This is a genomic window from Nocardia sp. NPDC052254 (genome assembly GCF_040679495.1).
Classification (GTDB): domain Bacteria; phylum Actinomycetota; class Actinomycetes; order Mycobacteriales; family Mycobacteriaceae; genus Nocardia.
Genome location: NZ_JBFAUW010000001.1, coordinates 959,619 through 984,871 on the forward strand (window position 1 = coordinate 959,619; position 25,253 = coordinate 984,871).

General features: G+C 67.6%; 21 protein-coding genes. 8 read left to right on the top strand and 13 right to left on the bottom strand.

The features are described 5' to 3' along the window. Positions 1 to 773: 773 nt before the first annotated feature. The 3 genes from AB0L57_RS04290 to AB0L57_RS04300 all read left to right on the top strand — a co-directional run bounded on the left by AB0L57_RS04290 (position 774) and on the right by AB0L57_RS04300 (position 5,073). Positions 774 to 1,913 carry an LLM class flavin-dependent oxidoreductase gene (locus AB0L57_RS04290; RefSeq protein WP_364956852.1) on the top strand — a complete coding sequence of 380 codons (1,140 nt, stop codon included), beginning with the start codon at positions 774 to 776 and terminating at the stop codon, positions 1,911 to 1,913. Positions 1,914 to 1,951: 38 nt separating this feature from the next. Continuing rightward, positions 1,952 to 2,629 (top strand): FMN reductase, encoded by a 678-nt coding sequence (locus AB0L57_RS04295; RefSeq protein WP_364956855.1) that lies wholly within the window; start codon positions 1,952 to 1,954, stop codon positions 2,627 to 2,629. Between the two features lie 218 nt (positions 2,630 to 2,847). Next, on the top strand, positions 2,848 to 5,073 hold the full coding sequence (locus AB0L57_RS04300; protein WP_364957291.1) for a thiamine pyrophosphate-dependent enzyme: 2,226 nt from the start codon (positions 2,848 to 2,850) through the stop codon (positions 5,071 to 5,073). A 3-nt stretch (positions 5,074 to 5,076) separates the two neighbouring features. Here the strand turns inward: AB0L57_RS04300 and AB0L57_RS04305 are convergent, their stop codons facing one another. Further along, the gene (locus tag AB0L57_RS04305; RefSeq protein WP_364956858.1) at positions 5,077 to 6,255 is read right to left on the bottom strand and encodes a cytochrome P450; all 1,179 of its coding nucleotides are present in this window, start codon (positions 6,253 to 6,255) and stop codon (positions 5,077 to 5,079) included. Between the two features lie 112 nt (positions 6,256 to 6,367). Here AB0L57_RS04305 and AB0L57_RS04310 point away from each other — a divergent pair, with 112 nt between their 5' ends. Then, positions 6,368 to 7,210, top strand: coding sequence for an SAM-dependent methyltransferase (locus AB0L57_RS04310; RefSeq protein WP_364956862.1), 843 nt, complete (start codon positions 6,368 to 6,370; stop codon positions 7,208 to 7,210). A 77-nt stretch (positions 7,211 to 7,287) separates the two neighbouring features. Here the strand turns inward: AB0L57_RS04310 and tpiA are convergent, their stop codons facing one another. The 8 genes from tpiA to AB0L57_RS04350 all read right to left on the bottom strand — a co-directional run bounded on the left by tpiA (position 7,288) and on the right by AB0L57_RS04350 (position 16,634). After that, positions 7,288 to 8,073 carry a triose-phosphate isomerase gene (tpiA, locus tag AB0L57_RS04315; RefSeq protein WP_364956865.1) on the bottom strand — a complete coding sequence of 262 codons (786 nt, stop codon included), beginning with the start codon at positions 8,071 to 8,073 and terminating at the stop codon, positions 7,288 to 7,290. A 2-nt stretch (positions 8,074 to 8,075) separates the two neighbouring features. Then, positions 8,076 to 9,296 (bottom strand): phosphoglycerate kinase, encoded by a 1,221-nt coding sequence (locus AB0L57_RS04320; protein ID WP_364956868.1) that lies wholly within the window; start codon positions 9,294 to 9,296, stop codon positions 8,076 to 8,078. Between the two features lie 4 nt (positions 9,297 to 9,300). Further along, positions 9,301 to 10,320 (bottom strand): type I glyceraldehyde-3-phosphate dehydrogenase, encoded by a 1,020-nt coding sequence (gene gap, locus AB0L57_RS04325; protein ID WP_364956871.1) that lies wholly within the window; start codon positions 10,318 to 10,320, stop codon positions 9,301 to 9,303. Between the two features lie 246 nt (positions 10,321 to 10,566). Further along, positions 10,567 to 11,550 carry a DNA-binding protein WhiA gene (gene whiA, locus AB0L57_RS04330; protein ID WP_364956874.1) on the bottom strand — a complete coding sequence of 328 codons (984 nt, stop codon included), beginning with the start codon at positions 11,548 to 11,550 and terminating at the stop codon, positions 10,567 to 10,569. After that, positions 11,541 to 12,614, bottom strand: a complete 1,074-nt coding sequence (gene yvcK, locus AB0L57_RS04335; protein ID WP_364956877.1) for a uridine diphosphate-N-acetylglucosamine-binding protein YvcK — start codon at positions 12,612 to 12,614, stop codon at positions 11,541 to 11,543. The genes whiA and yvcK overlap by 10 nt, the downstream gene beginning before the upstream one ends. After that, complete coding sequence (rapZ, locus tag AB0L57_RS04340; protein WP_364956880.1) at positions 12,611 to 13,552, bottom strand: RNase adapter RapZ; 942 nt, start codon at positions 13,550 to 13,552, stop codon at positions 12,611 to 12,613. The genes yvcK and rapZ overlap by 4 nt, the downstream gene beginning before the upstream one ends. A 103-nt stretch (positions 13,553 to 13,655) precedes the next feature. After that, positions 13,656 to 15,692 carry an excinuclease ABC subunit UvrC gene (uvrC, locus tag AB0L57_RS04345; protein ID WP_364956883.1) on the bottom strand — a complete coding sequence of 679 codons (2,037 nt, stop codon included), beginning with the start codon at positions 15,690 to 15,692 and terminating at the stop codon, positions 13,656 to 13,658. 87 nt (positions 15,693 to 15,779) lie between these two features. Beyond that, entirely contained in the window at positions 15,780 to 16,634 is an 855-nt protein-coding gene (locus tag AB0L57_RS04350; protein WP_364957294.1) for a LysR substrate-binding domain-containing protein, read from the bottom strand. A 71-nt stretch (positions 16,635 to 16,705) separates the two neighbouring features. Here AB0L57_RS04350 and AB0L57_RS04355 point away from each other — a divergent pair, with 71 nt between their 5' ends. Then, on the top strand, positions 16,706 to 17,746 hold the full coding sequence (locus AB0L57_RS04355) for a bile acid:sodium symporter family protein (protein ID WP_364956886.1): 1,041 nt from the start codon (positions 16,706 to 16,708) through the stop codon (positions 17,744 to 17,746). On the opposite strand, the gene AB0L57_RS04360 is transcribed toward AB0L57_RS04355, so the two are convergent. Continuing rightward, the gene (locus AB0L57_RS04360; protein WP_364956889.1) at positions 17,724 to 19,001 is read right to left on the bottom strand and encodes a crosslink repair DNA glycosylase YcaQ family protein; all 1,278 of its coding nucleotides are present in this window, start codon (positions 18,999 to 19,001) and stop codon (positions 17,724 to 17,726) included. The genes AB0L57_RS04355 and AB0L57_RS04360 overlap by 23 nt on opposite strands. A gap of 91 nt (positions 19,002 to 19,092) precedes the next feature. Between AB0L57_RS04360 and AB0L57_RS04365 the strand changes: the two genes are divergently transcribed. Continuing rightward, the gene (locus tag AB0L57_RS04365) at positions 19,093 to 20,799 is read left to right on the top strand and encodes an FAD-binding dehydrogenase (RefSeq protein WP_364956892.1); all 1,707 of its coding nucleotides are present in this window, start codon (positions 19,093 to 19,095) and stop codon (positions 20,797 to 20,799) included. Here AB0L57_RS04365 and AB0L57_RS04370 read toward each other — a convergent pair. Continuing rightward, positions 20,796 to 21,347 carry a hypothetical protein gene (locus AB0L57_RS04370; RefSeq protein ID WP_364956894.1) on the bottom strand — a complete coding sequence of 184 codons (552 nt, stop codon included), beginning with the start codon at positions 21,345 to 21,347 and terminating at the stop codon, positions 20,796 to 20,798. The two genes, AB0L57_RS04365 and AB0L57_RS04370, sit on opposite strands and share 4 nt — an antisense overlap. Positions 21,348 to 21,467: 120 nt before the next feature. Next, complete coding sequence (locus tag AB0L57_RS04375; RefSeq protein ID WP_364956897.1) at positions 21,468 to 22,187, bottom strand: MBL fold metallo-hydrolase; 720 nt, start codon at positions 22,185 to 22,187, stop codon at positions 21,468 to 21,470. A 196-nt stretch (positions 22,188 to 22,383) separates the two neighbouring features. Between AB0L57_RS04375 and AB0L57_RS04380 the strand changes: the two genes are divergently transcribed. Both AB0L57_RS04380 and AB0L57_RS04385 read left to right on the top strand, forming a co-directional pair. Next, a complete protein-coding gene (locus AB0L57_RS04380) occupies positions 22,384 to 23,187 on the top strand; it encodes an ATP-binding cassette domain-containing protein (protein WP_364956899.1) in 804 nt (267 codons plus the stop codon). A gap of 100 nt (positions 23,188 to 23,287) precedes the next feature. Beyond that, positions 23,288 to 23,701, top strand: a complete 414-nt coding sequence (locus AB0L57_RS04385) for a DUF3291 domain-containing protein (RefSeq protein WP_364956902.1) — start codon at positions 23,288 to 23,290, stop codon at positions 23,699 to 23,701. A gap of 29 nt (positions 23,702 to 23,730) precedes the next feature. Here AB0L57_RS04385 and AB0L57_RS04390 read toward each other — a convergent pair whose 3' ends face one another. Then, the gene (locus AB0L57_RS04390; RefSeq protein WP_364956904.1) at positions 23,731 to 25,197 is read right to left on the bottom strand and encodes an amino acid permease; all 1,467 of its coding nucleotides are present in this window, start codon (positions 25,195 to 25,197) and stop codon (positions 23,731 to 23,733) included. Positions 25,198 to 25,253: the final 56 nt, after the last annotated feature.

Consider the following 25,253-nt stretch of genomic DNA (forward strand, 5'->3'; position numbering starts at 1 on the left):
GGGCCGCGAGGCAGGATTCCGGGCCACCATCGACGACAATTGCCATTCAGCCGACACCGGTGCCGCGTCCGTCGGCATTCGCACCAGCATTCGACACACCCGGAAACCCGATGCGAGGAATCGGCAGGCAATCGACACGGTCGAATCAGCTCGGAGAATGCGGAACACGCGGAAGCGGGACAGGCAGTTGCGGTGCCGACGTTCGCACCCGGCCGCGAGCACAGCGGCCCGGTTCCACCTCGAGATGCCACTGTTCGATACGGCCGGTAAACACGAACTGGACGCCCGGTTCGCGCGCGGCGTACAGCGACGCCGTCTTCATGTCCCTCATCGACACGCCTCTCACACACTCCGACGCAGCCGACTCACAGCGATGTCGTCGACTGCCACCGGTAAACCTCTTCGGCATCGCCGCTCCGGCTTTCTGTCACCGGCACCGGATGAAGACGACCGATTCACCGGCCGCCGATCCTGCACCTCGTTCAACAGAATCCGGCCACTCACCGCGATACTGCACCGAGTATCAGACCTTCCCGACACAGGGAATGCACCCCCACCGAGACTCCGATCACCCGAACAACGCCCATCACACTCGCCTCCGGTTAACACGGAGCGACCACCGAACGTCAGGCGCGGGAGGCAACCGGCAAAAGTTGCCCTCTTCCGGCCCGTCGAGGCCGGCTCCGCAAATGGTGGACATGTCAAGGAATACTGGGGCGGGCCGGGTCGTTCAGCTGATTGAATATTTGATCAGAAAGCCACAGGAGGCGGATATGCAGTTCGGCATCTTCACCGTCGGCGATGTCACCGTCGACCCGACCACGGGTGTCGCGCCCAGTGAGGGTGAGCGCATCGACGCGATGATGCGCCTGGCACTGGAGGCCGAGAAGGTCGGCTTGGACGTCTTCGCCACCGGCGAGCACCACAACCCCCCGTTCGTGCCCTCCTCGCCGACGACCATGCTCGGCTGGGTCGCCGCGCGTACCGAGAAACTGCAGCTGTCGACCTCGACCACGCTGATCACCACCAACGATCCGGTGAAGATCGCCGAGGACTACGCCATGCTGCAGCACCTGTCCGGCGGACGCGTCGACCTGATGATGGGCCGCGGCAACACCGGACCGGTCTACCCCTGGTTCGGCAAGGACATCACCAAGGGCGTCGACCTCGCCATCGAGAACTACCACCTGCTGCGCCGGCTGTGGCGCGAGCGGGTTGTCAACTGGCAGGGCCAGTTCCGCACTCCGCTGCAGGGCTTCACCGCCACCCCCGCGCCGCTGGACGGTACCCCGCCGTTCGTGTGGCACGGCTCCATCCGCTCCCCCGAGATCGCCGAGCAGGCCGCCTACTACGGCGACGGGTTCTTCCACAACAACATCTTCTGGAACACGGAGCACACCGAGCAGATGGTCCGGCTGTACCGGCAGCGCTTCGAGCACTACGGTCACGGCGCGGCCGAACAGGCCGTCGTCGGTCTGGGCGGACAGGTGTTCATGGCCGAGACCGAGGCCGCGGCCAAGAAGTTCTTCCGGCCCTACTTCGACAACGCGCCGGTGTACGGGCACGGTCCCTCGCTGGAGGACTTCAGCGAGATGACCCCGCTCACCGTGGGCACCCCGGAACAGGTCATCGAACGCACCCTGGGTTTCGCCGACTACGCCGGTGACTACCAGCGCCAGCTGTTCCTGATCGATCACGCCGGACTGCCCATCGACGTTGCCCTGGAACAGGTCCGGATCCTCGGCGAGGAGGTTGTGCCGGTGCTGCGCAAGGAGTTCGAATTGCGCCGTCCCGCACACGTTCCCAGCGATCCGCCGACCCACGCCTCGCTCGTGGCCGCCGGACCCGACGCGCCCCATCACCTGGTCGAACCCGCCCGGGAGCGGCTGCTGGCCGCCGCCGAGCAGGCCTGAGGACCGCACCCACCGCATCGAATCGAGGACGAAAACCCATGTCGCACACCGTTGTCGTACTCACCGCCGGGCTGTCGCAGCCGTCGAGTACCCGACTGCTCGCAGATCAGCTCGCCGATGCGGTGTCGGCGGCGGTCGGCGCCCGCGGCGAGGCCGTCGATATCGAGGTCATCGAATTGCGGGATCTGGCCGCCGATCTCGCGACCACCATGGTCGCGGGTGGCCTGCCCACCCCGGCGGTCGCGGCCGCGCGGGAGAAGGTGTCGGCGGCCGACGGCATCATCGCGGTCACCCCGGTCTTCGCGGCCAGCTACTCGGGACTGTTCAAGATGTTCGTCGACGTGCTGGACACCGAGGCACTCAACGGGATGCCGGTGTTGGTCGCCGCCACCGCCGGAACCGCCCGGCACGCACTCGTCCTCGAACACGCCATGCGGCCCCTGTTCACCTATCTGCGTGCCGTCGTGATCCCGACCGGTGTCTTCGCCGCCACCGAGGATTTCGGCTCGACCGGACTGGGTGAGCGTATCCAGCGCGCGGCGGCCGAGTTCGCCGCGCTGGTGGTGGCGGTCCCCACCGCTGTCGGCGGATTCCTGCCCGCGCCCACCCGAGCGCGGCAGTCGGGCAATCATGTGGGCGAGGTGACCCCGTTCAGCAGACTGCTCGCCGGGCATACCGGCCACGTCGAACATCCGCATCCGGCGGCGGATCGCTGAGATGCGGCCACTCGCGTCCGACGGCACCCGCGACCGCGGCGTGCCGGTAACCACCTGGACCGGCTCGAGCACCGGTCCGCACAGAAATACCGGCCCCGAGCTGTGATCGGCACCATGATGGAAGGGTGACGGCCACACCCGAGGAACTGCTGGACAACGCATTGCGCACCACCGTGGCCGCGGTTGTACCGGGACCACCCCGCCAGCTCACCGATCCCATCGCCGGCGGCGCCGCGATCACGGTGGCGACGTGCCTCGAGCTGTTCGACGCGCAAGCGAGCAGCCGGCATCTGGACCTCGCGGCCCGGCAGCTGGGTGCGACCGGCGCCGGGTACTACAGCATCGGTTCCAGCGGCCATGAGGGAAATGTGGCCTTGGCGCAGGTGCTGCGCCCCTCGGATCCGGCATTGCTGCACTACCGCGCGGGCGCGTTCTTCGTGCACCGATGCCGTCGAGTCCCAGGGCTCGACCCGCTGCGCGATGTCCTGCTCGGGGTGGTCGCGGCTGCCGCGGATCCGATCTCGGGCGGCCGGCACAAGGTCTTCGGCAGCCGGGCAGCGGCGGTGATTCCGCAGACCTCCACCATCGCCTCACATCTGCCACGCGCGGTGGGCCTGGCATTCGCCCTCGCGTCCGGCCCTCGCCCCGACTCGGCGTGGCCGCGGGACGCGGTGGTGCTGTGCACCTTCGGTGACGCCTCCGCCAATCACTCCACCGCGACCGGAGCAGTCAACACCGCGATCCACACCGCACATCGCGGTATTCCGATGCCGGTCCTGTTCGTCTGCGAGGACAACGGCATCGGTATCAGTGTGCCCACTCCCCCGGACTGGATAGCGACGATGTTCCGATCGCGGTCGGGGCTTCGTTATTTCGAGGCGGACGGGTCGGATCTGGTTCAGGCCCTGGCTGTTTCGGCCGAGGCCGCACACTGGGTCCGGACCCGACGGCGGCCCGCTCTGCTGCGGCTGCGCACCGTCCGGCTACTCGGTCACGCCGGATCCGATGTGGAGTCCGGGTACCGGAACACCGCCGATATCGAGGCCGACCGGCAGCGGGATCCGGTGGCCGCCACGGCCCGTCTGCTGGTCGAGGCCGGCGCTGCGACACCTTCGCAGATCCTCGCCCGCTACGACGCCCTGGGCGCCCGGGTCGCCGCGATGGCGGCACAGGTGGTACGCGAGCCACAGCTGGGATCGGCGGCGGCCGTTCGAGCGCCGCTCGCCTACCGCGGCACCGATATCACCGCGCACAAGGGTTCGGGGGATTCATCCGGTGATTCCACCCGCAGCCCGGCGTCGGCACCCCGCACATCCGATACCCCCGATCCCGTCTCCGGCGGCTCCATACCCGTCCACCGCTCGGTGGGAACAGTCACTGCCGCACGGAGTTGCACCGACGACCGCGCACCGCGGAACGAATCGGCGATGACCCTGGCACAGTCGATCAATCACACCCTGGCTTCGCTCCTCCGGCACGGCTCCGATGTGCTGGTGTTCGGCGAGGATGTCGGACGCAAAGGCGGCGTCTACGGCGTGACCAAGGGGCTGCAGCGCACCTTCGGCGCCCGGCGGGTATTCGACACCCTGCTCGACGAGCAGAGCGTACTCGGTGCCGCGCTCGGCGCCGGCCTGGCCGGATTCCTGCCGATCCCGGAGATCCAGTATCTGGCCTATGTCCACAATGCGGCCGACCAGATCCGCGGGGAAGCGGCGACACTGTCGTTCTTCTCCGCCGGACAGTACCGCAATCCCATGGTCGTCCGAATCGCCTCGTTCGCCTATCAGAAGGGATTCGGCGGACACTTCCACAACGACAATTCCGTTGCCGCACTGCGTGATATCCCCGGACTTGTGGTGGCCGCACCCGCCCGTGCCGACGATGCCGCCGCCCTGCTACGCCGCTGCGTCGAACTGGCCCGCTCCGAGGGCCGGGTCTGCCTGTTCCTGGAACCCATCGCGCTCTACCACACCCGTGACCTCTACGAATCAGAGGATGCGAAGTGGACGGCCGCTCCGGGTGAGGAACCCGCATCGTTCCCACAGGCCCGAATCCACGGCGACGGAACGGATCTCACCATCGTCACCTTCGCCAACGGCGTTCCGATGAGTCTGCGAGCCGCACGAACACTGGCGGACAACGGGATTCACGCTCGCGTCCTCGATCTACGCTGGCTCACCCCGCTTCCGCTGGCGGATCTGCAGTCCCAGGCGGCCGCGACGGGCGCGGTTCTCGTCGCCGACGAGACCCGGCGCGGCGGCGGCGTCTCGGAATCGGTCTGTGCCGCCCTGATCGACGGCGGCTTCGGCGGCCGGATCGCGCGGGTCACCAGCGACGACAGTTTCATACCGCTGGGTCCCGCCGCCGATCTGGTGCTGCTGAGCGAATCGGCGATCGTCGACGGGGCACTGCGGCTGCTGGACGCCGGTCCCCGCCGGGCGTGACGGTCAGCGCGGGGTGACGGTGGTGGGCAAGGTCCGGAAACCTCGATTGTTCGACGAGTGGATCCGCGCCGATGCACCGGTGTCGATGTCGTAATCGCTGATGCGCGTCACGATTTCGCCGAGCGCGGTCCGCAACTCCAGTAGCCCCAGATTCGCACCGAGACAGTGGTGGCGTCCGCTGCCGAACACCACCGCATCGCTGGTGTCGCGATCGATGTCGAAGACATCGGGCCGGTCGAAAACCTCCGGATCGCGATTGGCCGAACCGGTCAGCAGCAGCATCCGCGCACCGGCCGGGATCGTCACCCCGTGCAGTTCGACCGGTTCGGTGGTGGTGCGCAGCTGGGACTGGGTGGCCGGGTCGTAGCGCATTCCCTCGGCGATCCAGTCGTCGATCCGACCGCCCAGCGCCGCGGCCCGCTGATCCGGATGCGCCCATCCGGCGTACCAGATGTTGCCGAGGGTCAGCATGGTCGTCTCGATTCCGGCGCCGACCAGAAGAATCAGGATCCCCACGATTTCCTCGGGCGTCAGCCGATCATCACCGTCGGCGGCGTCGAGCAGACCGGAGAGTAGATCATCGCCACGATTGCTGCCGCGTTCGACGGTCAGTTCGGTGTAATAGCCGACGAGTGCACCGATGGCTTGCATCGCCTCGGGACGCAGATCGGTCGACTCCTGTTCGGTGTACATGATCTCCATGCCGAGCTTGCGCAACAGATCGCGATCCGCGCGGGGTACGCCTACCAGCTCGGAGATCACTTCGGTCGGGAAGGGGCCGGCGAACTCGGTCATCAGATCGAAGCTGCCGCGTTCCAGCAGCGGCACCAGCAGATCGGCCGCGATCTCACGCACTTGCGGCGCCAGTGCCTGCACCCGCCGCGCGGTGAATGCCCGGGTGACCAGTCCGCGCATCCGGGTGTGTCCGGGCGGGTCCATGGCCACGAAGGAGAAGAACCGCTCGGCCTGTGGCCCCCAGAACGCGGGTTCCATCCGCAGCCCGTTGGCGCTCGAGAAACGATCCGAATCACGCAGCGCGGCAACGACATCGGAATACCGCGACAGCGCCCAGAAATCGTCTTCCGCATTCCGGAACACCGGAGTCTGCGCCCGCAACTGCGCGTAGACCGGATACGGGTCGTCGTGAATCCCGAAATCGTACGGACTGAACTGTACCGACATCTTCGAGCCTCCCCAGCCGCACGACCCGGGGGGCCGTGCCGGTTAGCCATCCGAGCTGACAGGATGACAGTAGTCGATCATCGCGCACGTCGACGGCGAGAGGAGAGATGTCGTGGAACCCACCAGCGGATCGGACACACCGCACGCCGATCCGGTTGCTCCGCCCGGCATCGACGTCAGCACCCCCCATCCGGCCCGTCGCTACGACTACTGGCTGGGCGGTAAGGACAATTTCGAGGCCGATCGCGCCTCCGCGGAGGCGGTCGCCGAGGCCTTCCCCAGCGTGCAGATCGCCGCGCTGGAGAACCGGGCCTTCCTGCACCGAGCCGTCGGTCATCTGGCCACCGAGGCGGGAATCCGGCAATTCCTGGATCTGGGTGCCGGCCTGCCGACCGCGGGCAATGTCCACGAGATCGCCCAGTCCGCGGCACCCGAGTCCCACATCGTGTACGTCGACAACGATCCGATCGTCGCGCTGCACGCTCGCAGCCTGCTCGACACCGCCCCGCAGGGGGCCACGGTGTATCTGGAGGCCGACGCACGCCACCCACAACCGATCCTCAGCCACCCCGATCTGCTGGCCACCCTGGATCTGTCCCGGCCGGTCGCACTGATCATGCTCGCAGTGATGCACTTCTTCACCGACGAGGACCGGCCCTACGAAGTCGTGCGGGAACTCGTCGACGCGCTGGCACCGGGCAGCTATCTGGTGATGTCACATGCCACCAGCGATCATCTGTCCGAAGAGGACCTCCACGAAACCGAACAGGCCAACAAGCGCAGCGGAATTCCGTTCCGGCTGCGTTCGACCGCCGAGTTCCGTGAATTCTTCGACGGTTTGGAGCTCGTCGATCCCGGCATCGTCTCGATCATCAACTGGCCCACCGAATCTCGGCGCGCCCATCCCCGGCCGGAGGCGGTATCGATGCTGGGTGCGGTCGCCCGCAAACCCTGATCGGTCACGGTCCGGCCCCGGTACCGTTGTCGGTACCGGGGCCGGATTGCTGTGTGCCCGAGGCGATCATCCGCCGATCACGGCAGCGGGCCACCCGCGGCGATCGCCGACAGTGTGGCGAACTCGTCGCCCTTCAGCGAGGCGCCGCCCACGAGCGCACCATCGATATCGGGCGATGCGATCAGCTCGCCGACATTCTTGGCATTCACCGACCCGCCGTAGAGGATGCGCACACTCGCCGCGACATCCTCACCGGCGAGGTCGATCAGCTCGGTCCGCAGCGCACCGCAGACCTCCTGCGCATCGGCCGGCGTGGCCACGCGACCGGTACCGATCGCCCAGACCGGCTCGTAGGCGATGACGACCTTGGCGATCTGCTCGGCAGACAGGCCCTTGAGCGAACCGCGCAGCTGCTCGAGGTTGTACTGCACGTGCGTCTGTGCCTCGCGCACGCCCAGTCCCTCGCCGATGCAGACGATCGGGGTCATCTCGTACTGCAGCACCTTCTTGGCCTTCGCCAGCACCGTGGCGTCGTCCTCGGTGTGGTACTGCCGGCGCTCCGAATGCCCGACCACGACGAAGCTGCACGACAGCTTCGCCAGCATGGCCGCGCTGATCTCACCGGTGTAGGCACCCGATTCGTGTACCGACACGTCCTGGGCACCGAAGGTGATCCGCAACCGGTCGCCCTCGATGAGGGTCTGGACGCTGCGGATATCGGTGAACGGCGGAATGACGGTGACGTCGACCTTGTCGAAATACTTGTCCGGCAGAGCGAAGGCGATCTTCTGCACCAGGGCGATGGCCTCGAGATGATTGAGGTTCATCTTCCAGTTGCCCGCGATCAGCGGCTTGCGTGCCATGCTCAGGCCTCCCCGTCATCCAGTACGGAGATACCCGGAAGCTGTTTACCCTCCAGGTATTCCAGCGAGGCGCCACCACCGGTGGAGATGTGGGAGAACGCGTCCTCCGGCAGACCGAGAGTGCGCACGGCCGCGGCCGAATCGCCGCCGCCGACCACGGTGAACGCCCCTTTACCGGTAGCAGTCACCAGCGCCTCGGCCACCGCACGGGTACCCGCCGCGAACGCCTCGAATTCGAAGACGCCCATCGGGCCGTTCCAGAACACCGTCCGTGCCTCGGTCAGCAGAGCGGCGAACCGCTTGGCCGACTCCGGGCCGATGTCCAGGCCCATCCAGCCGTCGGGAATCTCGTTGGCGGCCACCGTCTTCGACTCCGCGTCGGCGGCGAACTTGTCGGCCGCCACGATGTCCACCGGCAGGTGGATGACGTCGGCGAAGCGGTCCAGCAGATCCTTGCAGGTGTCGATCATCTCCTGCTGCAACAGCGAGGATCCGACCGGAATGCCCTGTGCGGCAAGGAAGGTGAAGCACATGCCGCCACCGATGACGAGGGTGTCGACCTTGGGGGCCAGCGCCTCGATCACCGCGAGCTTGTCCGACACCTTGGAACCACCCAGCACCACGGCGTAGGGACGTTCGGTATCGGTGGTGAGCTTGCGCAGCACGTCGACTTCCGCGGCCACCAGTGCGCCCGCGTAGTGCGGCAGCAACTCCGCCACGTCGTAGACCGAGGCCTGCTTGCGGTGCACGACACCGAATCCGTCGGAGACGAACGCGCCGTCGTCGCCGACCAGCTCGACCAGAGCGCGGGCCAGCTTCTGCCGCTGCGCATCGTCCTTGCTGGTCTCGCGCGGATCGAAACGGATGTTCTCCAGCAGCAGCACATCGCCGTCGGTGAGGCCCTCCGAACGCGCGAGCGCGTCCTGACCCACCACATCACCGGCGAGCTGGACGTTGCGGCCCAGTTCCTCGCCGAGCTTCGCGGCCACGGGCGCCAGCGACAACGCCGGGTCCGGCGTGCCCTCGGGGCGGCCCAGATGGGCGGTGACGACGACCTTGGCGCCGGCCTCGGCCAGCGTCTTGATCGTGGGAACCGAGGCGATGATCCGGCCCGGATCGGTGATCACGCCGTCGTCGAGGGGAACGTTGAGGTCGGAGCGCACGAGTACGCCCCGGCCCTCGACACCCTCGGCAAGCAGATCCTGAAGGGTCTTGACTGTCATCGGACTACAGCGACTTGCCGACGAGACCGATCAGGTCGGCGAGGCGGTTGGAGTAGCCCCACTCGTTGTCGTACCACGACACGACCTTCACCTGATCGTCGATGACCTTGGTCAGCGGCGCGTCGTAGATCGACGAGTGCGGGTCGGTCACGATGTCGCTGGAGACGATCGGGTCGACGTTGTACTTCAGGATGCCCTTCAGCGGGCCCTCGGCGGCGGCCTTGTAGGCAGCGTTGATCTCGTCGAGCGCGGCGGCCTTGCGCAGCGTCACGGTGAGGTCGGTGACCGAGCCCGTCGGGACCGGCACACGCAGGGCGTAACCGTCCAGCTTGCCCTGCAGCTCGGGCAGCACCAGGCCGATGGCCTTGGCGGCACCGGTGCCGGTCGGCACGATGTTCAGCGCGGCGGCGCGGGCGCGGCGCAGGTCGCTGTGCGGGCCGTCCTGCAGGTTCTGGTCCTGGGTGTAGGCGTGGATCGTGGTCATCAGGCCACGCTCGATGCCGAACTCGTCGTTGAGGACCTTGGCCAGCGGGCCGAGGCAGTTGGTGGTGCACGACGCGTTGGAGATGATGTTCTGGCTGCCGTCGTACTGGCCGTCGTTGACACCCATCACCACGGTCAGGTCCTCACCCTTGGCGGGCGCGGAGATGATGACCTTCTTGGCGCCGGCCGCCAGGTGGCCCTTCGCCTTGGTCGCGTCGGTGAAGATACCGGTCGACTCGACGACCACGTCGACGCCCAGATCGCCCCACGGCAGCGCGGCCGGGCCTTCCTTGATGGCCAGTGCCTTGATCCGCTGGTCGCCGACCACGATGGTGTCGTCGCCATCGAGCGACACGTCCTGCGGCAGCCGGCCGAGGATCGAGTCGTACTTCAGCAGCGTGGCCAGAGTCGCGTTGTCGGTGAGGTCGTTGACCGCGACGATCTCGATGTCGGTGGTGCCCAGCGCCTTCTGCGCCTCCACCGCCCGGAAGAAGTTGCGTCCGATACGACCGAAGCCGTTGATGCCTACCCGGACAGTCACGTTATCGCTCCTCAGCTTTCAAGCGGATTTCATTCCGATGCCAGACCACCCTAATGCCCGGCCACAACATCACAGACAGGCCCCTCACGCAGTGAGCACGTCCTCGGGCCCACCACCGCCGCGCACCGGTCCCCGGCCCGCGAGAATCGGTTGTGGCGGTGCAGCGTCGTTCCTGCGCCACAACACGGTTCGCCCAGCGGCCGGACGGCGGGCACCACGGGTGCACCGTCCGGCCGGTGGGCGAAATCAGGCGTCTTCGAGCAGTTCGGCGGTGACCGCCGATTCGGTATCGGGCACACCGAGTTCCTTGGCCCGCCGGTCGGCCATCGACAACAGCCGCCGGATCCGTCCCGCGACGGCGTCCTTGGTCATCGGCGGATCGGCCAGCTGCCCGAGCTCCTCGAGCGAGGCCTGCCGGTGCTGGACGCGCAACCGGCCGGCCGCGGCCAGATGCTCGGGGACGTCGTCACCGAGAATTTCCAGTGCCCGCTCCACCCGGGCGGCGGCGGCCACGGCCGCACGCGCGGAACGACGCAGGTTCGCGTCGTCGAAATTGGCCAGCCGGTTGGCGGTGGCGCGCACCTCGCGCCGCATCCGGCGCTCCTCCCAGGTGAGCCTGGTGTCCTGGGCGCCCATCCTGGTCAACAGCGCACCGATGGCCTCGCCGTCACGCACGACCACGCGATCGGTACCGCGCACCTCCCGCCACTTCGCGGAGATGCCCATCCGCCGGGCGGCGCCGACCAGGGCCTGCGCGGCCTCGAGACCTGGGCAGCTCACCTCGAGCGCCGAGGACCGGCCCGGTTCGGTGAGCGAACCGTGGGCCAGGAACGCACCACGCCACGCCGCCTCCGAATCACCGATACTGCCGCCCACCACCTGTGCGGGCAGCCCCCGCACCGGGCGGCCGCGCACATCGAGCAGACCCGTCTGCCGGGCCAGCGCCTCACCTTCCTTGGACACCCGCACGACATAGCGGGAGGTTTTGCGTAACCCGCCCGCGCCCAGCACGTGCACATCCGATCCGTAGCCGTAGAGCTCGAAGATCTCGCGTCGTAGCCGACGCGCAATCGACCCCATATCGACCTCGGCCTCGACGATCACCCGACCGCCGACGATGTGCAGACCACCGGCGAACCGGAGTAGTGCCGACAGTTCCGCCTTTCGTGCACTGACCTGCGAGACGGACAGACGGCTCAACTCGTCCTTCACCTCGGCTGTCATCGCCACGAGACCCGCTCCTTTCCACCCGACACGGACCGCACCTGCTGGACCGGATGCCGTCCTTCGACTCGAAGCCCTGCCAATTCCGGCCGAGGTTGGCGGATCACCTGATCCAGTGCGGCGGCCAGTTTTCCAGGGTGGTGCCGGTCCGTCCCCGCCTCGGCGACATCAGCGAAGGTTACTCGCGCGCGTAGCTGTTCGGCAGCTCTTGCCACATGTTCGCGCTCCCTACCCTCGGGTACGGACCCGGAGTCCACCAGCACATGGTCGACAGCGAAATCCGGTGCGTGCTGGGACAATACATGCAAATGCCGCTCAGCGGAGAATCCCGCCGTTTCTCCCGGCTCCGCCGCCAGGTTCAGGACCAGCACTTTTACCGCCCGGGTATACATCAGCGCCGCCCGCAGATCGGGCACGAGCATATGCGGGATCACGCTGGTGAACCACGATCCCGGCCCCAGCACCACGACATCGGCGTGCTCGATCGCCGCGGTGGCCTCGGGACTCGCCGGCGGGTCGGACGGAATCAGGCGCACGCGGCGCACCTTCCCGGGCGTGGTGGCGACAGCGACCTGCCCGCGAATGCACCGGCTCACCCGGGGATCGGTTTCCAGACCCGCGACATCGGCCTCGATGGTCAGCGCGGTCGGCGACATCGGCAGCACCCGGCCGGTGCACCCGAGGATCGACCCCATCCGATCAAGAGCCGCGACCGGATCGCCGAGCACCTCCGCCAGACCGGCCAGCACCAGATTGCCCACCGAATGCCCGGCCAGTGCGCCGCTGCCACCGAAACGATGCTGGACCGTGCGCGCCCACAGTCCGCCGGGATCCTCGGCGAGGGCCGCCAGGGCCATCCGCAGATCTCCCGGCGGGAGCATGCCCAGTTCGGCCCGTAACCGGCCCGAGGAGCCGCCGTCGTCGGCGACGGTGACCACCGCGGTGAGCCGCGGGGTGAGCCGCCGCGCGGCGGTCAGGGTCGCGTAGAGCCCGTGTCCGCCGCCCAGCGCGACCAGAGCAGGATCGTCCGGGGTGCCGGATTCGCCGGGGGCGGCCTCGGCGGCGCTCATTCGCGTCCCAGATCGCGGTGCACGACCCGCACCACATCGGTGGTGACGCTGTCGGGGCGGCCGAGTAACTCGCCCAGTTCCTCGGCGATCGCCACACTCCGGTGTTTGCCGCCGGTGCACCCCACTGCCACGGTCATATATCGCTTGCCCTCCTGGCGGTAGCCGCTGGTGGTCAGGTCGACCAGGTGACTGCACGTGTTCACGTAGTCCTCGGCCCCGGGCCGCGACAGCACGTACTCACTCACCACATCGTCCTGGCCGGTACGTTCGCGCAATTCCGGGATCCAGTGCGGATTCGGCAGGAAACGCACGTCGAAGACCATATCGGCGTCGAGCGGTACGCCGTATTTGAATCCGAAGGATTGGATCGTCACCTGCAGTGCCGCCGGTGCACCGCCACCGTAGGCCTCCTCGAGTTTCCGGTGCAGCTGGTGTACCGACAGCGCGGTCGTGTCGATCACCAGGTCGGCCGCGGTCTTCACCTTCGACAGTGCCCGGCGTTCCGCGGCGATCCCCGCCGACAACGTGCCGTCGGCACTCTCGCTCTGCAGGGGATGACGGCGCCGGGCGAACCCGAATCGCCGGATCAGCACATCGTCGGAGGCCTCGAGGAACAGCAGGCGGGTGCCGACCCCCCGCGCGCGCAACTGATCGGTCACGCCCGACAGATCACCGGTGAAGAACCGGCTGCGCACATCCATGACCAGGGCCAATTTCGTGATCGGCGGGTCGGCCGCCGCGCCGAGCTCGATCAGCCTGGCGATGAGTTCGGGAGGCAGATTGTCGGCGACGTACCAGCCCAGATCCTCCAGCACCCGGGCCGCGGTGCCACGGCCGGCACCGGACAGGCCGGTCACGATGACCACCTCGACCGGATGCGCATCGGGCTGTGAGCGGGTGCCGGTGTTCGCGCTGGGGTTCGATTCGACGCTCGTCATGTCCTATCGGGTCCGTCCGTGGCTGCCATTCGATCATCCTGCCCGCCCGCACAGGCGGCCGCGACGCGCACACCACGGGCGAAACCGAGCCGTGATCGAGACGTCATTCGGAGTTGAGTGCCGCGAGCACGGCCTGGGCCGTCGCCACCCCGATGCCCGGCACCTCGGTGATTTCCTCCACCGTAGCCTGCTTGAGTTTGGCGACCGAACCGAAGTGCGTGACCAGGGCCGTCCGCCGCGTGTCGCCGAGACCGCGGACCGAATCCAGGGCCGACGCCGTCATCCGGCGCGAGCGCTTGCTGCGATGGAAGGTGATGGCGAACCGGTGCGCCTCGTCGCGCACCCGCTGCAGCAGGAACAGCGATTCGCTGGTGCGCGGCATGATCACCGGATCGGCCTCCCCCGGCACCCACACCTCCTCGAGCCGCTTGGCCAGCCCGATCACCGCCACATCGGTGATACCCAGATCGTCGAGTACCTCGGCCGCGGCCGCCACCTGCGGGGCGCCACCGTCGACGACATACAGATTCGGCGGATAGGAGAACTTGCGCGGCCGCCCGGTCCTGGGGTCGATACCGGGTGGCAGATCCACCGGTTCGGCGTCGGGATCGGCCTCGGCGGACAGCTCGGCGGTCTCGGCCGCCGCCTCGCTCAACTCGTCCAGATCACGGCGCAGCCGCTGGAAGCGCCGCCTGGTGACCTCGGCGATACTCCCGACATCGTCGGAACGTCCGTCGCCCGCGGCCTCCTTGATCGCATAGTGGCGGTACTCGGATTTGCGCGGCAGACCGTCCTCGAAGACCACCAGCGAGGCCACCACATCGGTGCCCTGCACATGACTGATGTCGACACATTCGATGCGCAACGGGGCGCTGTCGAGGTCGAGGGCGTCCTGGATTTCCTGCAGCGCCGCCGATCTCGCGGTCAGATCCCCCGCCCGCTTGAGCTTGTGCTGGGCCAGCGCCTCCTGGGCGTTGCGCTGCACCGTCTCCATCAGTGCCTTCTTGTCACCGCGCTGGGGCACCCGCAGGGCCACGCCCGACCCGCGCAGATCCGACAGCCACCGCTGCACCTGTTCCGGGTCGCCGGGCAACTCGGGGACCAGGACCTCGCGCGGGACCGCGGTGGCCGGGGTCTCGGTTTCGGTGTGTTCGGCGAACGCGGCCTGTTCGCCGTAGAACTGGGTGACGAATTGCTCGACCAGAGCGGCCATCTCGCCGGACCCCGCGCCTCCGCCCGACCAGTTCGTGTCGATCGCGTCGCCGGATTTGTCGACCACCCAGCCGCGCTGGCCCCGCACCCGCCCGTCCCGGACGTGGAAGATCTGGACGGCGACCTCGAGTTCATCGGCGGCGAAGGCGACGACATCGGCGTCGGTTCCGGTGCCGAGCACGACGGCCTGTTTCTCCAGCGCCCGCTTGAGGGCGGCGATGTCGTCACGCAGCCGGGCGGCGGTCTCGAAGTCCAGATCCGCTGCCGCCGTCTGCATCCGGCGTTCGAGCTCACGCACCATCCGGTCGGTGCGCCCGGCCAGGAAGTCGCAGAAATCCGTCACGATCCGGCGATGCTCGTCGGCGTCGACCCGGCCGATGCACGGCGCCGAGCATTTATCGATGTAACCCAGCAGACACGGGCGGCCGATCTGCCTGTGGCGCTTGAAAACTCCCGCCGAGCACGTTCGCACCGGGAAGACCCGCAACAGCAGGTCGACCGTTTCCCGGATGGCCCAGGCATGGGCATAGGGCCCGAAATAGCGCACCCCCTTCTTGCGCGCACCCCGATAGACGAACACCCGCGGATATTCCTCGTTCATACTCACCGCGAGCATCGGGTAGCTCTTGTCGTCGCGGTAGCGGACATTGAACCGCGGATCGAATTCCTTGATCCAGTTGTATTCCAGCTGCAGGGCCTCGACCTCGGTCGACACCACCGTCCACTCGACGCTCGCCGCCGTGGTCACCATCTGGCGGGTACGCGGATGCAGCGAGGTCACATCGGCGAAGTAGGAATTCAGGCGGCTGCGCAGACTCTTGGCCTTGCCGACATAGATCACCTGCCCGTAGGAATCCCGGAACTTGTAGACGCCGGGTTCGACGGGAATGGTGCCCGGTGCGGGCCGATAGGTCGCGGGATCTGCCACGCCACCAGGTTAACGACCGGCACCGACAGCCGGTACGCGCCGGGACGGGCACGGAGTGCGGCGATCGCGCGGGCCGGACCGCACCCCTCAGTTGTGGATGCGATGCGCGCCGGCGATGATGGCGTCGCACAGGGCCTGCTCGGGTTCCGAGAGCCTGCTGTGCCGGCGCAACAGGACGAACTCCAGATCACCCAGTTCCGGGAGCTTGTCGTCCGCCACCGCGAAAAGACCTGGCGGAAGCAGCCTTTCGGCATGCACCAGCACGCCCAGACCCGCCAGCACCGCGGCCCGCAGCCCGAGCTGGCTGTCGCTGACACACGCGATGCGCCACGTCCGGCCCTCTCGTTCCAGCGCACGTAATGCCACATGGCGGGTCAGGCTCGGCGGCGGATAGGTGACCACCGGCACCGGATCTCCGATCTCGCCGGTCCCCGAACGCCCGGCCCAGACCAGCCGGTCACGCCACAGCAGCTCCCCGTGCCGCTCGCCGGGCAGCCGTTTGGCCACCATCAGATCCAGTTCACCGGCCGCCATCCTGATCTTGAGATTCTCACTGAGACCGACGATCAGTTCCAGATCCACACCCGGATGGGTGCGCTGGAACTCCAGCAGCACATCGGGCAACTCCTTGGCCACCAGATCGTCGGAGGCGCCCAGGCGGATCAGGCCGGTGAGCCTCGAATCGGAGAAGTAGCGATCGGCCTGTGCCTGCGCGTCGAGAATCGTGCGGGCGAAACCCACCATGGCGGCACCGTCGGCGGTCAGCGCCAGATTGCGGGTGTCACGCCGGATCAGCTCGCGACCGGCAGCCTGTTCGAGCCGGGCGATGTGCCCGCTCACCGTCGACTGCCGCAAGCCGAGGATGCGGCCCGCCGCGGTGAATCCGCCGGCCCGTTCGACCGCCAGGAAGGTACGGAGCAGATCGGGATCGAACACATTCATCACGATACGCGTTCGTATATATCGCTTCGATCAACTTTCATGATCATTGCCGGGCACCGTACCGTAGCGTCGTGAAACTGCTGGCCAAACTCCGTATCGACGGATTCCTGCTGGGCCTGTTCGTGGCCATGGGCATCGGACTGATCCTGCCCGCGCGCGGTGGCGCCGCCGATGTCCTGGAGTGGGCCACCAAGGTGGCGATCGCGGTGCTGTTCCTGCTCTACGGCACCCGGCTCGAACCTCGTGAGGCGCTGGCCGGCCTGCGGCACTGGCGGCTGCACACCACGGTGCTGGCGTCGACGTACCTGTTGTTCCCGCTACTCGGTCTCGCGCTGCGGCTGCTGGTTCCGACCGTACTCACCGACGATCTCTACACCGGCATGTTGTATCTGTGCCTGTTGCCGTCCACGGTGCAGTCGTCGATCGCCTTCACCGCGATCGCCCGGGGCAATGTGGCGGCCGCGGTGGTCAGTGCGTCGGTGTCGAATCTGCTGGGCGTGTTCGTGACGCCGCTGCTGGTGATGCTGCTGATGCAGACCACCGGCGATGCCACGGTCTCACCGATGTCGATCGTGGAGATCGTGGTGCAGTTGCTGCTGCCGTTCATCGCCGGTCAGCTGTTGCGCCCGAAACTGCACAGAGTGCTGTCGCACACCACGCTGACCAAGGTGGTCGATCGTGGATCGGTGTATCTGGTCGTCTACTCCGCGTTCAGCGCGGGCATGGTCGAACACGTCTGGCAGGGCCTGGGAATCGGCCGCCTGCTCGCCGTCGTGGGCGTCTCGATCATGTTGCTGGCGCTGGTGCTGGGAATCACCGCGGGGGCGGCCCGCGCGTTCGGGTTCGACCGGGCCGACCGGATCGTGGTGATCTTCTGCGGTTCCAAGAAGAGCCTCGCGACCGGCCTGCCGATGGCCACCGTACTGTTCGCCGGACAGCCGGTGGGCCTGATCGTCCTGCCGCTCATGATCTTCCATCAGATTCAGCTGATCACTTGTGCCGCACTGTCCGCCCGCTGGGGACGGCAAGCCGACGAGGCCGAGGCGGCCCGCACGGCGACCGTGACGCCCGGCGGTGCGGCCGGGGAGATCACACCCGTTCCGCGACCGTGACGGCGGAGGCCCGGGCCGGGCGCTGTCGCGCCGCCACCGCGCCGCGCAGCGCGCCGGCGAGGTCACCACGGTCGCCGACCAGCACGGTGTCGAGATCGAGCCATTCGGCCATCTCTTCGAGCGCGGCCGACAACTCGGCGGCGATCCGGCCCGCGGGCCGATCCGGCTCGGCGAAGGCGCCGAGCACCTGCAGGCGACCGGTGGCGCGCTCCGCTCGCAGATCCACCCGGGCCACCAGTTCACCGTCGAGCAGGAACGGGAACACGTAATAGCCGTGCACCCGTTTGTGTTCCGGGGTGTAGATCTCGATGCGGTAGTGGAAGTCGAACAGCCGCTCGGTGCGCGGCCGGAAGAAGATCAGCGGATCGAACGGGCACAGCAGGGCGGCACCGCGGACCCGGCGGGGAATCCGCGCACCGGCGCGCAGATAGGCCGGACGGTCCCAGCCGGCCACCGTGATCTGCTCGATCTGTCCCGCATCGATCAGCTCGGCCAGCGCCGGCTCGCACTGTCGGCGGTGCAATCGGTAGTAGTCACGAATATCGGCCTCGGTGGCGACGCCGAGCGCGTCGGCAGCGCGCAGAACCAGCTCGCGTACCGCGTCCTGCTCCTCGATTCGCACATCGACCAGCGCCCGCGGCAGAACCCGCTCGGCGAGGTCGTAGTGCCGCTGGAATCCGACCCGCTTGTCCACCGACAGCTCCCCGGTGGCGAACAACATCTCGCACACCACCTTGGTGTCGCTGTGATTCCAGCCCCAATGATCCTTGCGCCGTGGACGTTTCAGCTCGAGGTGCTGTTCCACCTCGGCGGCCGTACCCGCACCCCGTTCCTGGATCGCCGTCATCACCCGGTCCGGGAGGTCCGGATTCTCGGCCAGCACGCGCTGCGCGCCGCCCCAGCGCCCGTTGCGGTACCGGTCCATCCGCCAGCGGAACAGGGGCCAGTCCTCGACCGGGATCAACGCGGCCTCGTGTGCCCAGTACTCCACCATCCGCCGTGGCCGGCGCGCGCTGTTCTCCCACACCGCCGCCTCCAGCAACGCGCGATCGTAGCCGCCGATCCGGCCGAATATCGGCGCATAGTGTGCCCGGACCACCGCCGCCACCGAATCCAGTTGCAGCAGTTTGGTATTGCGCACCACACCGAGCACCGACCGACGCGTCGGTGACGCACCACCCCGGTCGCGAACGGTACCGAATCCCTGGGCTGTGAGGGCCGCGTGGCGAGCCGCGGCGGCGGTGAGGGTGCGCACGCACCGAATCTGCCACGAGGCACCGACAGAAACGTCCGAGACAGCGGCAGCGCGGCCGGAATCTGCTACTTTGAACACGTTCGATACATGAATGTATCCATTGTGCCTCGAATGCGGAGGAGTGCCCGTGGCGCCGTCACAGCAGCCGGATGTCATCGTCGTCGGAGCCGGACTGGCCGGACTGGTGGCGACCTACGAACTGACCCGGGCGGGTCGGCGGGTACTGGTTCTGGACCAGGAGAATCGCAACAATCTGGGCGGACAGGCGTTCTGGTCGCTGGGTGGATTGTTCCTGGTCGACAGCCCCGAGCAGCGCCGCCTCGGCATCAAGGACTCCTTCGCACTGGCCTGGCAGGACTGGCAGGGTTCGGCCGGATTCGATCGCGAGGACGAGGATCACTGGGCACGGCAGTGGGCACGCGCCTACGTCGAGTTCGCCGCCGGAGACAAGCGGCAATACCTGCACGATCTCGGACTGCGGGTGACACCACTGGTCGGCTGGGCCGAACGCGGCGGGGCCACCGCCGACGGGCACGGCAACTCCGTGCCGCGCTTCCATCTCACCTGGGGCACCGGCCCGGAGGTGCTGCGGGTCTTCCTGGAACCGGTGCTGGCCGCCGAACAGCGCGGCCTCGTCGAATTCGCATTCCGGCACCAGGTCGATGATCTGATCGTCGACGACGGCGCGGTGGTCGGCGTCCGCGGCAGCGTCCTGGAACCCACCGACCTCGACCGCGGTGTGGCCTCCTCGCGGACCACGGTGGGCGAGTTCGAATTCCGCGCACCGGCGGTCCTGGTGTCCTCCGGCGGCATCGGCCACAATCACGACCTCATCCGCCGGAACTGGCCCACCGAACGCCTGGGTCCCTGCCCGCGGACACTCATCTCGGGCGTGCCCGCACATGTCGACGGGCGCATGCTCGGCATCTCCGAATCCGCCGGCGGGCGCATCGTCAACCGCGATCGGATGTGGCACTACACCGAGGGCATCAACAACTGGGATCCCGTCTGGCCCGATCACGCCATCCGCATCATCCCCGGCCCATCGTCACTGTGGTTCGATGCCAATGGAAAACGTTTGCCCGCACCGTGTTTCCCCGGATTCGACACCAACGCCACCCTGCGGGAGATCCTGGCCACCGGCTACGACTACTCGTGGTTCGTACTCACCCAGTCGATCATCGAGAAGGAGTTCGCGCTGTCGGGCTCCGAGCAGAATCCGGATATCACGGGCAAGGACCTCAAACTCACCCTCAAGAGCCGGGCCACCAAGGGCGCGCCCGGTCCGGTGGAGGCCTTCAAACGCCACGGTGTCGACTTCGTGGTCGCCGACACCCTGCCGGAGCTGGTGCGCGGCATGAACGAGATCACCCGCGGCCCCGAACTCGACCTCGCCGACCTGGAACGGCAGATCATCGCCCGCGACCGCGAACTCGACAACAAGTACGGCAAGGACGCGCAGCTGATGGCGATCGCGAACGCGCGCCGTTCACTCGGCGACAAGCTCGGCCGGGTCGCCGCACCGCACCGCATCCTCGATCCCGCGCACGGCCCGCTCATCGCGGTCCGGCTCAACGTCCTCACCCGAAAGACCCTGGGCGGCTTGCAGACCGACCTCGACTCGCAGGTGATTCGCGCCGACGGGACCGCGTTCCCGGGCCTGTACGCCGCGGGCGAGGTCGCGGGATTCGGCGGCGGCGGCGTGCACGGTTACAACGCCCTCGAAGGCACCTTCCTCGGCGGGTGCATCTTCTCCGGGCGCGCGGCCGGACGCGCGATGGCGCGCCTGCCGCGTTAGGGCGAGACGATGCTCTTGGCGCCCACCGCCCTGATCAGGCTGTAGATCGGCAGGCCGATCACCAGGTGTTCGATGGCGGTGGAGCCGCCCACCCACCAGTCGCTGGACAGGGTCAGCGGGATGATCACCGCCGCGGCGATGAGAATCCCCACGATCCAGGAGAAGAACATGTCCGGCGACGGTGTGCCCAGGTGCAGTAGATACCACAACACTCCGGCCAGCAGTGCGCACAGGAATGCCACCACGGCGAACCAGTAGCCGTCATCGGCCATCGGATTCCAGACGCCGAGCTTGCCACTCTCGGTCACCCGGGTGGCCACGACATCGATGATCCAGGCGCACAACCACGCGGCGAGCGCGGTCACGATCGCGGTCGCGAGCACGCCGCCGGCGAACATGCCGAGATTGATCTCGGGGCCGGATCTCGCGGCGGGGCGCTGCCCGCCGGGCGCGGGCTGGGCCCGATATCCGGGATCCGGATAACCGCCCGGCTGATACCCGCTCTCGTATCGTGCCGTGTGCGGATCACGCGGGTCGTGAGGTTGCACCGCCGATCACCTCCGTCGAAAGTGTGTGTGCCGAGTGTAGGGCCGCCCCACCCCGATCGCCGGGCGAACGACACGCACGATCACGAGCCCGTCCCCACACCCCGGTCCGGCCGGACCGGATCACGCCGACGCCAGGCGCCTCTCGTAATCGGCGGCCAGATCCCGCAACGCCGTGGCACCGTCGCCGGCGAAACTCGAACCGTGCATGATCGCCAGTGTCGCCGGGCGCAGGTCCGCGAGCCGATACAGCGTGGCCGGTACCGCCGGGCCCAGCGAGGTGGCGCCGAAGACGTCCTCGGCGAAGGATGCGGGGCCGACGACATCGGATTCGGTGAGCGCGGGCCCTTCGCCCACCTGGGTCATGAGATCACCGCTGAACAACACCCCGGTGGTCTCCTCGTAGAGCACCCGCGACTCCCAGTTGTGCGGTGCGTGCGGGGTATCGATGTGGCGGATTCGACGCTCGCCCAGCTCGATCACCTCACCATCGGCCAGCGGCCGGGGCGGGCGATCTGCCAGGTCGTTGATCGAGACCTCGCATCCGAGTACGCCGTGCGCGACCTGGGCCTGCGGCGCCGCGGCCAGGAACAGATTCATCGCCCCGCACTCGTCGGCCTCGACGTGCCCGAAGGTGATCCAGCGCAGCCGTTCGACCGGCATGATCGCGGCGATCTGCTCGGAGACGAGCGGAAACAAACCGCGCATACCGCAGTGGAACAGCAGCGGCTCCTCGTCGAGGACGAGGAATTGATTGAAGGTGAATCCGGTGGGACCGACCTCCGGGACGAAGGTCGATATCCGGAATATCCGTTCGGCGATCTCATCGGTACGGCTCTGCATGATCAGCTCCCATCCGGGGCGGTCCGCCTGCGGCACGCCCGGCGCGCGACCACGCGGCCGCGCCGATCCCCCGTCGGAAATGTTATCCGGATCACATCGATCGGTCGATCCCCCACTCGATTCCGGCGCGCTCACCGAATCTGTCCGCCGCCCAGCACATATCAGCTTGTCTGAGGAGTTTGCTACCGTGGACGCCATGGTCGACTTCCCCATCCTGCAGGTGGACGCCGTGGACTTCGTCCGCAACCACAATCCGATTCTCGCCCAGGTATCACTCACGGTGCACGCCGGCGAGCACTGGGCCCTGCTCGGCCCCAACGGCGCGGGCAAGACCACCCTGCTGAAGATGCTGGGCGCGTTCGAACATCCCACACAGGGCAGCGTGCACGTCCTGGGCCATCGACTGGGCAGGGTCGACATGCGCGAACTGCGCACCCTCATCGGCCATGTCGATCCGCGGCACAATCCGCCCTATCCACTCACCGCCCACGAGGTCGTCCTGACCGGACTGACGAGCACCGCCGACATCAAGCAGCGCTGGTCGCCGACGCCGGAACAGAACACCGAGGCCGATCGCCTGATCGAACTCATGGGCCTGACCCACCGGCGCGAGGCCCGCTGGCCGACGATGTCACAGGGTGAACGCGGGCGCGCGCTCATCGCCCGCGCGCTCATCGCCGAACCGCGGCTGCTGCTGCTCGACGAACCCGCCACCGGACTCGACGTGGGCGGGCGCGAACAGCTCATCGATCGCATCGATCTGCTGCAGTCCACCCATCCGGAACTGGCTTCCGTCCTGGTCACCCACCATCTCGAGGAATTGCCGCCGGCCACCACCCACGTCATGCTGCTGCGCGCGGGCCGCTGTGTGGCCGCCGGACCGGCGGATCAGGTACTGACCAGCGACAACATCAGCACCTGTTTCGATCATCCGATCCGGATCAATCGCACCGACGACGGCCGCTGGCACGTCAGCACCGAACGCGCCGTCCGGGCCTGAACCAAGGAAGCGACCTCGGATCTTGTCATTGACAAGATCTGAGGTCGCGTGCGATCGTGAATGGGCGACAACCCTCTCACCTCGCCGGAAAGTCCTCGCCATGCCCACTCTGCCCTGGGTCACCATCGACCGGCCCACCACCGAGAACGTTCAGATCATGGCCTCACGACTCGAGGTCCGCTCCCTGCGCCACGTACCGGGCTTCCTCGCGACCTCGATCCGGCTGTGGCGCCAGGCGCGCCGCTCCCCAGGAGTGGTCGGAGTCACGTTGAAGGCCGATCTCACCGCGCGCACCTTCTGGACGCTGTCGGCGTGGTCGGATGCGGATGCCATCACCGCCTACGCACGGACCGATCCACACGCGTCGGCGATCGTGCGCGCACGCGCGGTCATCAAGGAATCGACGTTCGTGTTCTGGTCGGCACCTGTCGGCGACCTGCCCATCGACTGGGCGCAGGCCCGGCATCGCATCGCCGAGAAACGCGAATCGACCACCGGACAACGTCTTTCATGACCGCCCGGACCGCCTGACCGGCGTCCGGCTCAGTCGTCGACCGGGACCGGATCCGTCGACCGGGAGGGCTGCTCGTCGGGCGGTTCACGCAGGCGCGCCACCGCCAGTACTCGCGAGCGCGCCGCGAACCAGCCGATGATCAAGGCCGGGATCAGCACGACGAGACTGGCCACCGTCCAGGTGCCCACCGGGCGGTCGAAGGCCATCAGCACCAGCATCACCGCCAGGAACACCAGCGTCGCGATTCCGGTGTAGGGCGCGCCGAACATCCGGAACCCCGGACGGTCCATCTCGCCGCGCCGCCACCGGCGCCACAGTGCCAGCTGGCACAGCACGATCGTCGCCCACGAGGACAAGATCCCCAGGGACGCGATGTTGAGCACGATCTCGAACGCCCGCGCCGGGACGATGTAATTGAGCCAGATCCCGACCAGCGCGATGACACTGGTCAGCACGATCCCCCCATAGGGCACACCGCGACTGTTCATGCGGGCGGTGAACGCCGGCGCACTGCCGTTGACCGCCATCGAGCGCAGGATGCGGCCGGTCGAGTACAACCCCGCGTTGAGACTCGAGAAGGCCGCGGTCAGCACCACCAGGTTCATGACCGATCCGGCGTGCGGCACACCGAGTTTCGCGAAGAAGGTGACGAACGGACTCTCGTCGGCGTGGTAGGCGGTGTAGGGCAGCAGCAACGCCAGCAGGATCAGCGATCCGACATAGAACAACGCGATACGCACAATCACCGAGTTGATCGCGCGCGGCATGATCTGCTGCGGATTCTCGGTCTCGCCGGCGGCGGTACCGACCATCTCGACCGCCGCGTAGGCGAACACCACCCCCGAGGCGACCGTCACCAGCGGCAGCACACCGGTGGGAAACCAGCCGCCGGCCCCCGACACCAGGCCGAATCCGGTTTCCGCACCGTCGACCCGGAACCGCCCACCGAGAAAGATCACGCCGATGATCAGGAACGACACCAGCGCCACCACCTTGATCAGCGCCGCCCAGAACTCGAACTCACCGAACCACTTCACCGAGACGAGATTGACGCTCAGCACCAGGCACAGGGCGATGAGCGCCAGCAGCCACTGCGGTATGGCGCCGAACGCACCCCAGTAGTGCAGATACGTCGCGATCGCGGTGGTGTCGACGATGCCGGTCATCGACCAGTTCAGGAAGTACGTCCAGCCCGCGACGAAAGCCGCCTTCTCCCCGTAGAACTCGCGCGCATAGGACACGAACGATCCCGAGGTCGGCCGGTGCAGGACCAGCTCGCCCAGCGCCCGCAGAATGAGGAACACGAAGACACCGCACACCGCGTACACGAGGAACAACCCCGGCCCGGCATGGGCCAGGCGCCCGCCCGCACCCAGGAACAGGCCGGTGCCGATCGCACCGCCGATGGCGATCATCTGCAACTGCCGCGGCTTCAGGCTCTTGTGATAGCCGCTGTCTTCCGCGGTCAGGTGTATGTCTGCCGGTAGCTCACTCATCGGTCGGATGATCCCTTGGTCGGCGGCGGGGCGGCTCGACGTTACCCCGTATGGGA

Excerpts from the sequence above, each read along its gene's own strand:
- yvcK (WP_364956877.1), bottom strand. The coding sequence starts at position 12,614 with ATGAGCGCCGCCGAGGCCGCCCCCGGCGAATCCGGCACCCCGGACGAT.
- AB0L57_RS04290 (WP_364956852.1), top strand. The coding sequence starts at position 774 with ATGCAGTTCGGCATCTTCACCGTCGGCGATGTCACCGTCGACCCGACC.
- rapZ (WP_364956880.1), bottom strand. The coding sequence starts at position 13,552 with ATGACGAGCGTCGAATCGAACCCCAGCGCGAACACCGGCACCCGCTCA.
- AB0L57_RS04375 (WP_364956897.1), bottom strand. The coding sequence starts at position 22,187 with ATGCAGAGCCGTACCGATGAGATCGCCGAACGGATATTCCGGATATCG.
- AB0L57_RS04295 (WP_364956855.1), top strand. The coding sequence starts at position 1,952 with ATGTCGCACACCGTTGTCGTACTCACCGCCGGGCTGTCGCAGCCGTCG.
- AB0L57_RS04320 (WP_364956868.1), bottom strand. The coding sequence starts at position 9,296 with ATGACAGTCAAGACCCTTCAGGATCTGCTTGCCGAGGGTGTCGAGGGC.
- AB0L57_RS04380 (WP_364956899.1), top strand. The coding sequence starts at position 22,384 with ATGGTCGACTTCCCCATCCTGCAGGTGGACGCCGTGGACTTCGTCCGC.
- AB0L57_RS04390 (WP_364956904.1), bottom strand. The coding sequence starts at position 25,197 with ATGAGTGAGCTACCGGCAGACATACACCTGACCGCGGAAGACAGCGGC.
- tpiA (WP_364956865.1), bottom strand. The coding sequence starts at position 8,073 with ATGGCACGCAAGCCGCTGATCGCGGGCAACTGGAAGATGAACCTCAAT.
- AB0L57_RS04385 (WP_364956902.1), top strand. The coding sequence starts at position 23,288 with ATGCCCACTCTGCCCTGGGTCACCATCGACCGGCCCACCACCGAGAAC.
- AB0L57_RS04305 (WP_364956858.1), bottom strand. The coding sequence starts at position 6,255 with ATGTCGGTACAGTTCAGTCCGTACGATTTCGGGATTCACGACGACCCG.
- AB0L57_RS04365 (WP_364956892.1), top strand. The coding sequence starts at position 19,093 with ATGTATCCATTGTGCCTCGAATGCGGAGGAGTGCCCGTGGCGCCGTCA.
- AB0L57_RS04350 (WP_364957294.1), bottom strand. The coding sequence starts at position 16,634 with ATGAATGTGTTCGATCCCGATCTGCTCCGTACCTTCCTGGCGGTCGAA.